Source organism: Shigella sp. SIG6 (assembly GCF_053555815.1).
The window spans coordinates 1-14,872 of the sequence record NZ_JBQZXC010000092.1 but is presented as its reverse complement, the minus strand read 5'-3'; the positions used below and the strand labels follow the sequence as shown (position 1 = coordinate 14,872).

Genomic DNA, 14,872 nt, shown 5'->3' with positions numbered 1-14,872 from the left:
CTCTTTTAAGGTGCGGAAGTTTTCGCCGTTCACCCAGAGCAGATCCACCGAGCCGCCCGTTTTACGACCGGCAGCAGCTTCGGTCTGAATGCGCTTCACCGCGTCTGCGGCATCCGCGAGACGAACAATCTTCAGGTTTATAGCGTAATGGGTTTTCATCTCGCCGCTAACCCAGTCGAGATAGCGGTTAATTGCGGTATCGCCGCCCCAGGCGTTAAACCAGACGGTTTGCCCTTTGGCCTCATTTTTAATTTCCTGCCAGTCACTGGCATGTGTTGCCAAAGAAAACAGCGATAACAATCCCAGCAACCACCCACAATGGCGCATCTTCCCTCCTTAAGAACGTTTTTCCGGAATACGGCACAGCCCCTGAGCGGGAATGTCCATGGCAGAATTAAAACGAGCCGACAGGTTTTGCAGGCCGATCAATGCCGTCAGTTCGGTGAGCGCCTGAACGTCAAAATGCGCAGCCAGTCGGGTACGCAGGGCATCATCGACTGTTGGCGGTGTGACGCTTGCGGCTTCGGCGTACTCCAGCGCCAGCCGTTCTTCATCGCTAAAGAGCGGGCTTTGCCGCCAGTCAGCCACTGCCAGCAGTTTATCGGTGCTGCCGGTACGCTCGGCGACTTTCATACTGGTGATATCCACGCAAAACTCACACAGGCACATTTGCGCAATGCGCGCGCTGACAAGCGATCGCACTACCGGATCGAGCGGTGAGCGTTTGCGCTCCAGCCACCCAACAAACATTGACACCAAATAAAAGATAAACGGGATCCGCCCCCACCAGCGAATCGGGCTTAGCACCTCGCCGTAATGGCGACGATGCAGCCACGCCTGCGGACGTAAAATGAAAGGAATTTTGCTAAGCGGCGGTAAACCCATCAGTCATTCCTCTTCTGGCGCTCAAGCCATATTTTCTTCGCCATAAAAATCACCACGGTCAGGGCAAACAGAATAAACAGTTCGGTGACAAACCAGAAAGTACCGCCTGTTAACATGCTGCCCGCCCAGGAATAAACAATAGTCGCCGGTAATTGACCAAGCCCGGTGGCGATAAAAAACGAGCGAAAACGTATTGAAGTCAGACCGGCAGCATAGCTGATTGGATCGAAAGGGACAAAAGGCAATAACCGACAGACCAGGATGGTGTGTTTGCCGTAGCGAGTGAAAAAGCCGTCCATACTGTCAAGCACGGTTTTGCCGGTTAATTTTTCCACCACTTCGCGGCCCATCACTCTGGCGATAAAAAAGCACAGCGCCGCGCCGGCCATCGAACTGGTCCACGACAGCAAGCCGCCCCAGAACGCGCCAAACAGCGACGCATTGGCAAAGGTGATCAAAAACGCAGGTAGCGGTGCAGCAATGGCCTGTAAAATCATCAACAAGAACGAGACAACTGCCGCCAGTGCGCCGTAAGACTGAATAAAGCGTTCTATACCCTGTTGGTCCACGGCGGCAAACGCCGCAACGCTGCGATTGATAAACTCATGGACGCCGGGAAGCAGCGCCCATGCGAGCAGCATAGCGAACAACAGGATGATGAGGGTTATACGGTAGTACCAGATTTTACGCGATTGTATCTTCATCATCCTTTATCCTGGCTTTATTCGGTGATTTTAAAGGTAACCGTTGCCAGCGTGTTATCCGCCGGGAGAACTGAGGCATTGCCTTTGAATTTCACTTCGCCGCGTTTTTCCACCGCACCATAAGTGTATGTTGCATTGCTGACGATGCCGACCGGGCAGCTATCCAGACACACCAGGCAACCCGTTTTCTTCTCTTCTGCTGCCGTTAAATTACCGCCAAAGCACATGTCCAGTTTCTTGCCATTACTGTCAACAATCACTTCATCGAAGGAATACGCTTTTGCCGCCCCTTGCCAGTTGACCGAAATATCCAGTTTGCTGCCTGTGACATGAGTCGTTTCTTTATTATCCATCGTCATGTTTTCGCCCGGCGTACCACCTGCCTCTTTCAGGGCTTCATAAAATGCTTTCGGGGTCGCATAAGCCATAAACAGCGATTTATGTCCGTTGGAGCCATCTTTAAACACAATACCGTGACGAGTGTCGTCGGTGAGGAAACGACCATTAATTTGCACCAGCATGGTTACCGTATGGTTATTGGCATCGACGCGCAGCGGTTGGCTGTTCGAAAGTCCGTCGTATTCCACTTTTGCCGCCGCATTCTCTTTTTGATCGCAGCCGCTAAGCCCGGCAACAGCCAGTAAGCAGAGTGCAGCCAGTCCTTTTTTCCATGACACTGAATAATGTTGCGACATCGTTCTATCCTTCATTTTTTGGGTGAGTAAGTGGGCTGCGGCGCGAAGCAGACAGATCCACATGTTTGTGTCGGGCGTAGAGTTTTGCGAGCTGGATGAGAATAAACAGCGCCAGGCCCGCCAGACAGAGTTGTAAAATAAAGCGCAGCGTAATGCCTTCATTGGCGAGATCGCTTGCCATCACGGTATAAATAACAATACCGGGCAGGGTCGTGAGTGCCGAAATAAGGGTATAAGGCCAGAAGGCGATGGTGGTTAATCCGTAAGCGTAATTTTGAATATTGTAAGGAAACAACGGGATTAAGCGGGTCAGAATAAGAAAATCAATACCGTTACGCGCAATGCCTTTTTCAATGGCCTGGAAGGTATGGCTATGGCCCACGTATTTCAGCAGTAAATCACGTCCCAGCCAGCGCGCCAGCAGGAATGAGCACGAGGAGGCCAGCGTTGCGGCAATTAATGAGAGTAGTGTCCCTAAGAGCGGGCCAAAAACTATTCCTCCAGCGATCACCAGTATGCTTCCTGGTAACAGAAAGAGGGGGGCATTGATGAATAACAGAATATAGAGGCTATAACCGAACAATCCGCTCTGGCGAATGAGTGTCTGGAAGTGGGGTAAATCGGTGAGCAGATCGAATAAACCGAAAGCGTGGATAGCGTAAATGACCAGCGCAAAAATAAGACAGGCAAACAGAAAGTTACGCTCAGCGTTCATCGTGGAGTTTCCTATATCAAACTTGATAATAGAGATGTGGTCAGACAACTAAAAACGCAGTGACGGTATAACAAAGGACGGCAGGCAACAAATCATTACTGACAGTTTGTTGATTTTTCTCAAGGTTAATTCTCCTGACCCAGTTTGAGCCAGGAGAGCTGCTAAATTAGCGGCGGAAGGTCGCCCAGACGGGGGCGTGATCGGACGGTTTTTCCATGCTGCGAATTTCATAGTCGATGCCGGTTTCTACGCAACATTCTGCCAGCGGTTGGCTGGCGAGCAGCAGGTCGATGCGCAGACCACGGTTATCGTCAAAACCTTTTGAGCGGTAATCAAACCATGAGAAACGATCTGCTGTTTGCGGATTAGCATGGCGGAAGGTATCGACCACCCCCCAGCTCATCAGCCTGTCCATCCATTCGCGCTCTTCCGGCAGGAAAGAGCATTTACCGGTACGCAGCCAGCGCTTACGGTTTTCTTCGCCAATGCCGATATCCAGATCTGTAGGGCTGATATTCATATCGCCCATAATCAGTACAGGATTATCACGTTTGAGTTCGGTTTCCAGGTAGTTTTGCAGATTCTGATAAAACTGCGCTTTTGCCGGGAATTTTATCGGATGGTCGCGGCTTTCACCCTGCGGGAAGTAACCGTTGATCACGGTGACATTACCCAGCAGTGAGGGGATTTCCGCCATAATAATCCGCCGCTGCGCCTCTTCGTCGTCACCGGGAAAGCCGCGACGCACGGCAATCGGCGTCTCTTTGGTCAGCAGCGCCACGCCATAATGGCCTTTCTGCCCGTGATAAAACACGTTGTAGCCGAGCTTCGCCACCTCTTCGAGCGGAAACATATCGTCATGAACTTTTGTCTCCTGCAGGCCAATCACATCCGGTTGGTGCTTTTCGACGATGGCTTCAAGCTGGTGAGGTCTGGCGCGCAGGCCGTTGATATTAAAAGAGACAAATTTCATAGTCGCTGCCATTTATTCAGATAAAGAGTGCGTGGATGGTAGCAGAATTTCGCGTTGCTTACCGCCTGTTGTTAAGTGATTTGATCGATGGTTGTTAATGATGTCAACGATGGCGCAAAAAATGCCCGCTTTTGGTGCGCGCTGCGTCAGAATGGCGCAGTAATTTCCAGTAAATTTCGTCAATGATCACAATTCCAGAATTATATTTTACTTCTGCATAACATTGCGTTTTTTATTCTTTTTATTCACCCACATCGCAAACGTATTCACTTTATATGTACTTTAAATGCATATGGTTTGGTTATAACTCCTTGATTTCCAGTTAGCCTCCGCCGTTTATGCACTTTTATCACTGGCTGGCACGAACCCTGCCATCTACATTTACAGCGCAAACATTACTTATTGTTAACATACAAATAACGAATTATTTACTGTAGAGGTCGCTATGTCTCAGCCAATTACGCGTGAAAACTTTGATGAATGGATGATACCTGTTTACGCTCCGGCACCCTTTATACCGGTACGTGGCGAAGGTTCGTGCTTGTGGGATCAGCAGGGGAAAGAGTATATCGACTTCGCGGGTGGCATTGCGGTGAACGCGCTGGGCCATGCGCATCCGGAACTGCATGAAGCGCTGAACGAACAGGCGAGTAAGTTCTGGCATACCGGCAACGGTTACACCAACGAGCCGGTACTGCGACTGGCGAAAAAATTGATCGACGCCACGTTTGCCGATCGCGTCTTCTTTTGTAACTCCGGTGCGGAAGCCAACGAAGCGGCGCTAAAACTGGCGCGTAAATTCGCTCACGACCGCTACGGCAGCCATAAGAGTGGCATCGTGGCGTTCAAAAATGCGTTTCATGGTCGCACGCTGTTTACTGTCAGTGCGGGTGGGCAGCCAGCCTATTCACAGGATTTTGCGCCACTGCCGGCGGATATTCGTCATGCTGCATATAACGATATTAACTCTGCCAGCGCGCTGATTGACGACGCCACCTGTGCGGTGATTGTCGAGCCCATCTAGGGCGAAGGCGGTGTGGTGCCAGCCAGCAACGCGTTTTTACAAGGTCTGCGTGAATTGTGTGACCGCCACAATGCCTTGCTGATTTTTGATGAGGTACAAACCGGCGTCGGGCGCACTGGTGAGCTGTATGCCTATATGCACTACGGCGTGACGCCCGATCTGTTAACCACCGCCAAAGCGCTGGGCGGCGGTTTCCCGGTCGGTGCGTTGTTGGCAACCGAAGAGTGCGCCCGCGTGATGACCGTTGGCACTCATGGCACCACCTATGGCGGTAATCCGCTGGCCTCGGCGGTAGCAGGCAAAGTGCTGGAGCTCATCAACACACCAGAGATGCTTAATGGCGTTAAACAGCGTCACGACTGGTTTGTTGAGCGTCTTAATACTATTAATCACCGCTATGGTTTGTTCAGTGAAGTTCGCGGCTTAGGTTTGTTGATTGGCTGTGTACTGAATGCCGATTACGCCGGGCAAGCGAAACAGATCTCTCTGGAAGCGGCGAAAGCAGGCGTGATGGTACTGATTGCGGGTGGCAACGTGGTGCGTTTTGCGCCTGCGCTCAATGTCAGCGAAGAAGAGGTGACGATCGGACTGGATCGCTTTGCAGCTGCTTGCGAACACTTTGTTAGCCGAGGTTCATCATGATGGTCATCCGTCCCGTTGAGCGCTCAGATGTCTCGGCGCTGATGCAGCTTGCCAGCAAAACGGGCGGCGGCCTGACGTCGCTTCCCGCCAATGAAGCCACGCTTTCGGCGCGTATCGAAAGGGCAATCAAAACCTGGCAAGGCGAACTGCCCAAAAGCGAGCAGGGCTATGTGTTCGTGCTGGAAGATAGCGAGACAGGCACCGTGGCGGGGATTTGCGCTATTGAGGTGGCGGTTGGGCTGAACGATCCTTGGTACAACTATTATCGCGTCGGCACGTTGGTTCACGCCTCAAAAGAGCTGAATGTCTATAACGCATTGCCGACGCTGTTTCTTAGTAACGATCACACCGGCAGCAGCGAGCTGTGCACGCTGTTTCTCGACCCGGACTGGCGCAAAGAGGGCAACGGCTATTTGCTGTCGAAATCGCGCTTTATGTTTATGGCGGCTTTTCGCGACAAGTTTAATGACAAAGTGGTTGCTGAAATGCGCGGGGTGATTGACGAACACGGCTATTCACCGTTCTGGCAAAGCCTCGGTAAACGCTTCTTTTCGATGGATTTTAGCCGCGCCGATTTTCTCTGCGGCACCGGGCAAAAGGCATTTATTGCAGAACTGATGCCGAAACATCCGATCTATACCCACTTTTTATCCCAGGAAGCCCAGGACGTCATCGGTCAGGTACATCCGCAAACCGCGCCTGCCCGCGCGGTGCTGGAGAAAGAAGGTTTTCGTTACCGCAACTATATCGACATCTTCGACGGCGGGCCAACGCTTGAGTGTGACATCGACCGCGTGCGCGCCATCCGTAAAAGTCGGCTGGTGGAAGTGGCAGAAGGGCAGCCTGCGCAGGGCGATTTTCCGGCCTGCCTGGTCGCCAATGAAAATTATCACCATTTCCGCGTGGTGCTGGCGCGTACCGATCCGGCAACCGAGCGTTTGATTTTAACCGCCGCACAACTGGATGCCCTCAAATGCCACGCAGGGGATCGCGTTCGTCTGGTGCGCCTGTGCGCAGAGGAGAAAACAGCATGACTTTATGGATTAACGGTGACTGGATAACGGGCCAGGGCGCATCGCGTGTGAAGCGTAATCCGGTATCGGGCGAGGTGTTATGGCAAGGCAATGATGCCGATGCCGCTCAGGTCGAACAGGCTTGTCGGGCAGCCCGTGCGGCGTTTCCGCGCTGGGCGCGGCTCTCATTGGCTGAACGTCAGGTCGTTGTCGAACGCTTTGCCGGATTGCTGGAAAGCAATAAAGCCGAATTAACCGCGATTATTGCCAGAGAAACGGGTAAGCCGCGCTGGGAAGCGGCAACCGAAGTGACGGCGATGATCAATAAAATCGCGATATCAATTAAGGCGTATCACGTTCGTACCGGCGAGCAGCGTAGTGAAATGCCGGACGGTGCGGCGAGCCTGCGACATCGCCCGCACGGCGTGCTGGCGGTGTTTGGGCCGTATAATTTCCCTGGTCATTTGCCGAACGGACATATCGTTCCGGCATTGCTGGCAGGTAACACCATTATCTTTAAACCCAGCGAACTGACACCGTGGAGTGGCGAAGCGGTAATGCGTTTATGGCAGCAGGCTGGCTTGCCGCCGGGCGTGCTGAACCTGGTGCAGGGCGGGCGTGAAACGGGTCAGGCGCTGAGTGCGCTGGAGGATCTCGACGGTTTGCTGTTTACCGGTAGCGCCAATACCGGCTACCAGCTGCATCGCCAGCTCTCCGGTCAGCCGGAGAAAATTCTCGCCCTTGAGATGGGCGGTAATAATCCGCTAATTATCGATGAGGTGGCGGATATCGACGCGGCTGTCCATCTGACCATTCAGTCGGCGTTTGTCACAGCTGGGCAACGCTGCACCTGCGCCCGCCGTTTATTGCTCAAAAGCGGAGCGCAGGGCGATGCGTTTCTTGCTCGTCTGGTTGCCGTCAGCCAGCGATTAACGCCGGGCAACTGGGATGACGAACCGCAGCCGTTTATTGGCGGGCTGATTTCTGAACAGGCCGCACAGCAGGTGGTTACTGCCTGGCAGCAACTGGAAGCGATGGGCGGACGAACCCTGCTTGCGCCGCGCTTATTACAAGCAGGGACATCGTTGCTGACACCAGGGATCATTGAAATGACGGGCGTTGGCGGTGTGCCGGATGAAGAGGTGTTCGGGCCGCTTTTGCGCGTCTGGCGTTATGATACTTTTGATGAGGCGATTCGGATGGCGAACAACACTCGCTTCGGACTCTTTTGCGGTCTGGTTTCCCCCGAGCGGGAAAAATTCGATCAATTGTTACTGGAGGCGCGGGCGGGGATTGTTAACTGGAACAAACCGCTTACTGGTGCTGCCAGTACCGCGCCATTCGGCGGCATTGGTGCTTCCGGTAACCATCGCCCCAGCGCCTGGTATGCCGCAGATTACTGCGCATGGCCTATGGCGAGCCTGGAGTCGGACTCGTTAACATTGCCCGCCACGCTTAACCCCGGGCTGGATTTTTCCGATGAGGTGGTGCGATGAACGCCTGGGAAGTTAATTTCGACGGGCTGGTAGGGCTGACGCATCATTACGCGGGCCTGTCGTTTGGTAATGAAGCCTCTACCCGTCACCGTTTTCAGGTGTCTAACCCGCGACTGGCGGCAAAACAGGGCTTACTGAAAATGAAAGCCCTTGCCGATGCGGGATTCCCCCAGGCCGTGATCCCGCCGCACGAGCGTCCGTTTATTCCGGTGCTGCGTCAGTTGGGATTCAGTGGTAGCGATAAGCAGGTACTGGAAAAAGTTGCACGCCAGGCACCGCACTGGCTTTCCAGCGTCAGTTCCGCTTCGCCAATGTGGGTAGCCAATGCGGCAACGATCGCGCCATCTGCCGATACGCTGGATGGCAAAGTGCATCTCACCGTTGCCAACCTGAACAATAAATTTCACCGTTCGCTGGAAGCGCCCGTCACTGAATCGCTGTTAAAAGCGATTTTTAAGGACGAAGAGAAATTTAGCGTCCATTCGGCGTTGCCGCAGGTAGCGTTGCTCGGTGATGAGGGGGCGGCAAACCACAATCGTCTCGGCGGTCATTACGGTGAACCGGGTATGCTACTTTTTGTCTACGGGCGAGAAGAAGGCAATGATACCCGGCCTTCCCGTTATCCGGCGCGACAGACTCGCGAAGCCAGCGAGGCGGTGGCAAGGCTTAATCAGGTGAATCCCCAACAGGTGATTTTCGCCCAGCAAAACCCGGACGTTATCGACCAGAGCGTTTTTCATAATGACGTGATTGCCGTGAGTAACCGCCAGGTGCTGTTTTGCCACCAACAGGCGTTCGCTCGCCAGTCACAGTTACTGGCAAACCTGCGGGCGCGGGTGAACGGTTTTATGGCGATAGAAGTTCCGGCAACTCAGGTTTCCGTGTCGGATGCGGTGTCTACCTATCTGTTTAACAGCCAACTGTTGAGCCGCGATGATGGTTCCATGATGTTGGTGCTGCCTCAGGAGTGTCGGGAACACGCCGGAGTATGGGGGTATCTCAATGAACTCCTTGCCGCTGACAACCCGATTAGCGAACTAAAAGTCTTTGACTTACGTGAAAGCATGGCGAATGGCGGCGGCCCGGCGTGCCTGCGGTTGCGGGTGGTATTGACAGAAGAAGAACGCCGGGCGGTGAATCCGGCGGTGATGATGAACGATACCTTGTTTAATGCGCTCAATGACTGGGTGGATCGTTACTACCGCGATCGTCTTACTGCTGCCGATCTGGCCGACCCGCAATTGCTGCGCGAAGGGCGGGAAGCACTGGATGTATTGAGCCAATTACTGAATCTCGGTTCGGTTTATCCGTTCCAGCGCGAGGGAGGGGGCAATGGATAATTTTCTTGCTCTGACCTTAACGGGTAAAAAACCGGTTATCACCGAGCGAGAAATCAACGGCGTTCGCTGGCGCTGGCTGGGCGATGGTGTGCTGGAACTGACGCCATTAACGCCACCGCAAGGCGCGCTGGTGATTTCTGCGGGGATCCACGGTAATGAGACGGCACCTGTGGAAATGCTGGACGCGTTGCTTGGCGCGATATCTCACGGCGAGATCCCGTTACGTTGGCGGTTGCTGGTGATCCTCGGGAATCCTCCTGCGCTGAAGCAAGGGAAACGTTATTGCCATAGCGATATGAACCGAATGTTTGGCGGTCGTTGGCAGCTATTTGCTGAAAGCGGAGAAACCTGTCGGGCGCGCGAACTGGAACAGTGCCTGGAAGATTTTTATGACCAGGGCAAAGAATCTGTGCGTTGGCACCTTGATCTACATACCGCAATTCGTGGCTCCTTGCATCCGCAGTTCGGTGTATTACCGCAACGCGACATTCCCTGGGACGAGAAATTTCTGACGTGGCTGGGTGCGGCGGGGCTGGAGGCGCTGGTGTTCCATCAGGAGCCTGGTGGTACGTTTACCCATTTCAGCGTCAGACATTTTGGCGCGCTGGCCTGTACGTTGGAACTTGGCAAAGCGTTGCCCTTTGGGCAAAACGATCTTCGCCAGTTTGCAGTAACTGCCAGCGCAATTGCTGCGCTGCTATCTGGTGAGAGTGTCGGTATCGTGAGAACACCGCCGCTCCGTTATCGGGTGGTTTCGCAAATTACTCGCCACTCGCCGTCCTTCGAAATGCATATGGCAAGTGACACGCTGAATTTTATGCCGTTTGAGAAAGGAACATTGCTGGCGCAGGACGGAGAGGAACGTTTTACCGTAACCCATGATGTAGAGTATGTGTTATTCCCTAATCCGTTGGTAGCGTTGGGATTACGCGCGGGATTAATGCTCGAAAAAATAAGCTAATACTTACCCGCAGAAATCATTCTGCGGGTATTAAGTTGCTTTCTTATAAATTAATACAGATTAATCCTGGTTATTTGCTTTATTTATCACCAGTCATCCGGTATAGTTCTTCATAATCTCTGCAAAATCATCGTGTTGTAATATTCTCTCATCACTCTCCATCAAATTTTCTTTTTTTCTCCATAATTGGCGCAAAAGTGTTTTTTACACTTTCATTGTTTTACCGTTGCTCTGATTAATTGACGCTAAAGTCAGTAAAGTTAATCTCGTCAACACGGCACGCTACTTAAGAAAACCGTAATAAATAACTGAAAGGAAGGATATAGAATATGCGTAAATTAACTGCACTGTTTGTTGCCTCTACCCTGGCTCTTGGCGCGGCTAACCTGGTCCATGCCGCAGACACCACTACCGCAGCACCGGCTGACGCGAAGCCGATGATGCACCACAAAGGCAAGTTCGGTCCGCATCAGGACATGATGTTCAAAGACCTGAACCTGACCGACGCGCAGAAACAGCAGATCCACGAAATCATGAAAGGCCAGCGTGACCAGATGAAACGTCCGCCGCTGGAAGAACGCCGCGCAATGCATGACATCATTGCCAGCGATACCTTCGATAAAGCAAAAGCTGAAGCGCAGATCGCAAAAATGGAAGAACAGCGCAAAGCTAACATGCTGGCGCACATGGAAACCCAGAACAAAATTTACAACATCCTGACGCCGGAACAGAAAAAGCAATTTAATGCTAATTTTGAGAAGCGTCTGACAGAACGTCCAGCGGCAAAAGGTAAAATGCCTGCAACTGCTGAATAATCTTTCAGCCAAAAAACTTAAGACCGCCGGTCTTGTCCACTACCTTGCAGTAATGCGGTGGACAGGATCGGCGGTTTTCTTTTCTCTTCTCAAACAGTTGTAAAAAAAGCCTGATCACCACTAACGTAAATCACCCGAGTTGCCGATAACCATCCACGGTTACCTGAACGATAACAATGAAAAGAACGGGCCGGGAGCGAGTATGGAATACTTTGATATGCGTAAAATGTCGGTGAATCTGTGGCGAAACGCTGCCGGTGAAACGCGCGAAATTTGCACTTTCCCACCGGCAAAACGTGATTTTTACTGGCGTGCCAGCATTGCATCCATCGCGGCGAATGGGGAGTTTTCTTTGTTTCCCGGCATGGAAAGGATAGTGACGTTGCTGGAAGGCGGCGAGATGCTCCTTGAAAGCGCAGACCGCTTTAACCATACCTTAAAACCGTTACAGCCTTTTGCCTTTACGGCGGACCAGGTGGTAAAAGCGAAACTGACGGCAGGGCAGATGTCGATGGATTTCAATATTATGACGCGCCTGGATGTCTGTAAGGCGAAAGTCAGAATTGCCGAACGTACGTTTACTACCTTTGGCTCACGCGGCGGGGTGGTGTTTGTGATTAACGGGGCGTGGCAACTGGGCGACAAACTGCTCACTACCGACCAGGGCGCGTGCTGGTTCGATGGCAGGCACACCCTGCGGCTTTTACAACCGCAAGGTAAACTGTTGTTCAGTGAAATCAACTGGCTCGCTGGTCATTCGCCGGATCAAGTTCAGTAATTTCATAGTTACCGGAAAGCAGCGGCTTACAAAGCATTTTATAACCGTCGTGCTCAAACCCGGCGGGTGTCCGAATTAACGTTGTCGCTTCTTCCAGCGAATTAACCGCCCCCAGCCACAGCCAGTTTTGAATAATATGATATTGAGTCATTTCCGGGGGCTGTTCTTTCAGTGCCACCGCACCTTGCCAAGGCCAACACACCACCCGCAAACGCTCCAGAGACTGGCGCAAGCGTAGCGCATGTTCCTCATGGCTCTCTTTACCGCAGCATGCTCCGGCACAACGTTTTAGCGCTGAACGAAAACATGCACGACCGCGACTTAACGGTTCCAGTCCCAACAGGCCATAACAAAGTTTTTGTTCATCAGCGATGCTCTGCAATGCTTGCAAAGCTGCGCGCCTATTGGCAAACAGGCCAAACAGGTTGGGGGCTCGTGAAAAATCCACCTCTTTGGCATACACCACATCGACGCGCTTTTCATTTAATTGCAGGGCACAGAGCTGGCGATTGCGGCGCAACCGTTTATTAAACAGCGGCTGTTGTTCTTTGATTAATCGCGCTTCAAGGAGCAGAGCGCCGATTTCGCCTGCGGTGCAGATCCAGCTAATTCGCCGGGATTGCCGTAGCATGGCGGCTTCATCCGGGGTGCGTAAATGAGAAAGCACCCGACTGCGGATATTAACGCTTTTGCCGATATAGAGCGGCATGGTGTCACTTTCGCCATGAAACAGATACACCCCTGGTCGGGTGGGTAAGTCATTAAGGAATGAATGTAAATGTTCGGGATATTCATAAATTGCCGCAGCTTCAAATTCGAGCCGCGGAGAAGTTAAACGCCGTACCACTGTTGACTCCGAATGCTGGTTATCTATCCAGTGTAACAGGCGGGAGGCGATTAAAAAAGAGGCGGGTTGATGACAAAGGTTACACCGTCTGACGTGCTACGCCTGTCAGGCCTATTCGACTCCTGCAATGTATTGAATTTGCATAGTTTTGTAGGTCGAATAAGGCGTTCACGCCGCATCCGGCGTGAACAAATTACTCTTTTTCGCACAATCCAATAGGTGCAAATTATTACTTTTTCCAGAAATCATCGGAAACGTTAATTGGCGGACGGCGTTTATGTTCGGTTTTCAGATACCAGTTCTCTATTGTTCTGGCGACCTGTTCAGGTAGGTTTTTCCCTTCCAGATAGTCGTCGATATTGTCATAGGTCACGCCGAGTGCCACTTCATCTGGCAGAGAAGGGCGATCATCTTCAAGATCGGCAGTTGGGGCTTTCTTATAAAGGTGTTCCGGGCAACCTAATGCCGTCAGTAACTGTTTACCCTGGCGTTTGTTGAGACGATACAGCGGATTAATATCCGTACCGCCGTCACCATATTTAGTGAAGAATCCGGTAATGGCTTCTGCTGCATGATCGGTGCCCACCACGACACCGCTGGTCATACCCGCAATGCTATATTGTGCTTTCATCCGCTCACGCGCTTTTTCATTGCCACGGACAAAATCGCTCAGTTCAATGCCTGCTTCCCGCAATGCCTGCTCGCTAGCCAATACCGCGCCCTTGATATTAACGGTTAATACGCGATCCGGTTGAATAAAGGCAATGGCATCCTGGCAATCTTGTTCGTCAGCCTGAACACCATAGGGCAGGCGTACGGCAATAAATTGCAGTGATTCGTTGCCAGTTTCCTGGCGCAGCTCATTAATCGCCATCTGGCACAGCTTTCCGGCAAGCGTGGAGTCCTGACCGCCGCTGATCCCGAGCACCAGTGATTTAATGAACGGATAAGTTTGCAGGTAGCTTTTCAGAAAATCGACACTACGACGAATTTCCTCTTCAGCATTAATCTGCGGTTTTGCGCCCAGCGCCTTTATTATTTGTTGTTGCAATGTCATTGAACCCCTCCAGACAGAAAAGACAAAACTTCCTTAAAGCTAACCCGTTGCTACTGAAACGACAAGCGACAGCGGGCTGAATGGTGGTTAAAACGTCATACAGGAATCCTCTGAAAGCGGAGCCGTTTCGTTCACGGGCTTGAAAAAGCGCCCAATGTATTCCAGGCTTATCTAACACGCTGATAAACAAGAGGACGGAATATGAACAAGAATATGGCAGGAATTCTGAGTGCAGCGGCGGTATTAACCATGCTGGCGGGTTGTACAGCTTATGATCGTACCAAAGACCAGTTTGTACAGCCTGTGGTGAAATACGTCAAAAAAGGCATGAGCCGGGCGCAGGTTGCACAAATTGCGGGTAAACCTTCGTCTGAAGTGAGCATGATCCATGCTCGCGGTACTTGCCAGACCTACATCCTGGGTCAACGTGATGGTAAAGCAGAAACCTACTTTGTCGCGTTAGATGATACCGGACATGTCATCAACTCCGGTTATCAGACCTGTGCTGAATACGACACTGATCCACAGGCTGCGAAGTAATCAATTCGTCTGAAAGCTTGAGTAACAACGGAAACCGGCCATTGCGCCGGTTTTTTTTGGCCTGAGTTCTTAATTATCTTCGCGAATTATTTGCCCGAAATGTGAAGAGGGTCATAACCACAGGTCAAGGAGAAACAATTTATAAGGTCAAAGAAATACTATTGCTCAGGTCTATACCGTATACTCCTTTCAGCCACAAAAAAAGTCATGTTGGTTTCGCAAGTTACCCAGAGCATGGAAGCAGGTTAAGGCTTGCGGAGTGTCTGGCTGACAGATAATCGTCGATGAGGGCAGTTTTATGGAAAAGAAACACATTTATCTGTTTTGTTCTGCGGGCATGTCTATCTCTTTACTGGTATCAAAAATGCGCGCACAGGCAGAAAAATA

General features: G+C 51.8%; 14 protein-coding genes and 3 pseudogenes. 9 read left to right on the top strand and 8 right to left on the bottom strand.

Going from position 1 to position 14,872, the window contains the following annotated elements:
• The 6 genes and pseudogenes from ACUU1M_RS14410 to xthA form a co-directional block, all read right to left on the bottom strand.
• Positions 1 to 327: pseudogene (locus ACUU1M_RS14410) on the bottom strand (ABC transporter substrate-binding protein); the annotation flags it as partial.
• 9 nt (positions 328 to 336) lie between these two features.
• Positions 337 to 885 (bottom strand): carboxymuconolactone decarboxylase family protein, encoded by a 549-nt coding sequence (locus ACUU1M_RS14405; protein ID WP_000524082.1) that lies wholly within the window; start codon positions 883 to 885, stop codon positions 337 to 339.
• The gene (locus ACUU1M_RS14400) at positions 885 to 1,592 is read right to left on the bottom strand and encodes a TVP38/TMEM64 family protein (protein WP_000975811.1); all 708 of its coding nucleotides are present in this window, start codon (positions 1,590 to 1,592) and stop codon (positions 885 to 887) included. Before ACUU1M_RS14400 ends, ACUU1M_RS14405 begins: the two co-directional genes overlap by 1 nt.
• A gap of 14 nt (positions 1,593 to 1,606) precedes the next feature.
• Positions 1,607 to 2,284 carry a lipoprotein YdjY gene (gene ydjY, locus ACUU1M_RS14395; RefSeq protein ID WP_000077935.1) on the bottom strand — a complete coding sequence of 226 codons (678 nt, stop codon included), beginning with the start codon at positions 2,282 to 2,284 and terminating at the stop codon, positions 1,607 to 1,609.
• A gap of 4 nt (positions 2,285 to 2,288) precedes the next feature.
• Complete coding sequence (locus tag ACUU1M_RS14390) at positions 2,289 to 2,999, bottom strand: TVP38/TMEM64 family protein (RefSeq protein WP_152028992.1); 711 nt, start codon at positions 2,997 to 2,999, stop codon at positions 2,289 to 2,291.
• Positions 3,000 to 3,165: 166 nt separating this feature from the next.
• A complete protein-coding gene (gene xthA, locus ACUU1M_RS14385; protein ID WP_000673920.1) occupies positions 3,166 to 3,972 on the bottom strand; it encodes an exodeoxyribonuclease III in 807 nt (268 codons plus the stop codon).
• 445 nt (positions 3,973 to 4,417) lie between these two features.
• On the opposite strand from xthA, the pseudogene astC reads away from it, so the two are divergent.
• The 7 genes and pseudogenes from astC to ves all read left to right on the top strand — a co-directional run bounded on the left by astC (position 4,418) and on the right by ves (position 12,041).
• Positions 4,418 to 5,638 (top strand): annotated as a pseudogene (gene astC, locus ACUU1M_RS14380) (succinylornithine/acetylornithine transaminase).
• A complete protein-coding gene (gene astA / locus ACUU1M_RS14375) occupies positions 5,635 to 6,672 on the top strand; it encodes an arginine N-succinyltransferase (protein ID WP_000989431.1) in 1,038 nt (345 codons plus the stop codon). The pseudogene astC and the gene astA overlap by 4 nt, the downstream one beginning before the upstream one ends.
• On the top strand, positions 6,669 to 8,147 hold the full coding sequence (gene astD / locus ACUU1M_RS14370) for a succinylglutamate-semialdehyde dehydrogenase (protein ID WP_000177219.1): 1,479 nt from the start codon (positions 6,669 to 6,671) through the stop codon (positions 8,145 to 8,147). The genes astA and astD overlap by 4 nt, the downstream gene beginning before the upstream one ends.
• On the top strand, positions 8,144 to 9,487 hold the full coding sequence (astB, locus tag ACUU1M_RS14365; RefSeq protein WP_152028993.1) for an N-succinylarginine dihydrolase: 1,344 nt from the start codon (positions 8,144 to 8,146) through the stop codon (positions 9,485 to 9,487). The genes astD and astB overlap by 4 nt, the downstream gene beginning before the upstream one ends.
• Entirely contained in the window at positions 9,480 to 10,448 is a 969-nt protein-coding gene (gene astE / locus ACUU1M_RS14360; protein WP_000368511.1) for a succinylglutamate desuccinylase, read from the top strand. Before astB ends, astE begins: the two co-directional genes overlap by 8 nt.
• A gap of 329 nt (positions 10,449 to 10,777) precedes the next feature.
• Positions 10,778 to 11,263 carry an ATP-independent periplasmic protein-refolding chaperone Spy gene (spy, locus tag ACUU1M_RS14355; RefSeq protein WP_001228992.1) on the top strand — a complete coding sequence of 162 codons (486 nt, stop codon included), beginning with the start codon at positions 10,778 to 10,780 and terminating at the stop codon, positions 11,261 to 11,263.
• Between the two features lie 202 nt (positions 11,264 to 11,465).
• The gene (gene ves, locus ACUU1M_RS14350; protein WP_001370505.1) at positions 11,466 to 12,041 is read left to right on the top strand and encodes an environmental stress-induced protein Ves; all 576 of its coding nucleotides are present in this window, start codon (positions 11,466 to 11,468) and stop codon (positions 12,039 to 12,041) included.
• Here the strand turns inward: ves and cho are convergent.
• Complete coding sequence (gene cho, locus ACUU1M_RS14345) at positions 12,001 to 12,888, bottom strand: excinuclease Cho (RefSeq protein ID WP_000252352.1); 888 nt, start codon at positions 12,886 to 12,888, stop codon at positions 12,001 to 12,003. The genes ves and cho overlap by 41 nt on opposite strands.
• Positions 12,889 to 13,117: 229 nt before the next feature.
• Positions 13,118 to 13,945, bottom strand: coding sequence for an ammonia-dependent NAD(+) synthetase (gene nadE / locus ACUU1M_RS14340; protein ID WP_000175040.1), 828 nt, complete (start codon positions 13,943 to 13,945; stop codon positions 13,118 to 13,120).
• Between the two features lie 201 nt (positions 13,946 to 14,146).
• Between nadE and osmE the strand changes: the two genes are divergently transcribed.
• Together osmE and chbB are read left to right on the top strand one after the other, a co-directional pair.
• Entirely contained in the window at positions 14,147 to 14,485 is a 339-nt protein-coding gene (gene osmE / locus ACUU1M_RS14335) for an osmotically-inducible lipoprotein OsmE (protein WP_001039050.1), read from the top strand.
• Positions 14,486 to 14,783: 298 nt separating this feature from the next.
• Positions 14,784 to 14,872: pseudogene (gene chbB, locus ACUU1M_RS14330) on the top strand (PTS N,N'-diacetylchitobiose transporter subunit IIB); the annotation flags it as partial.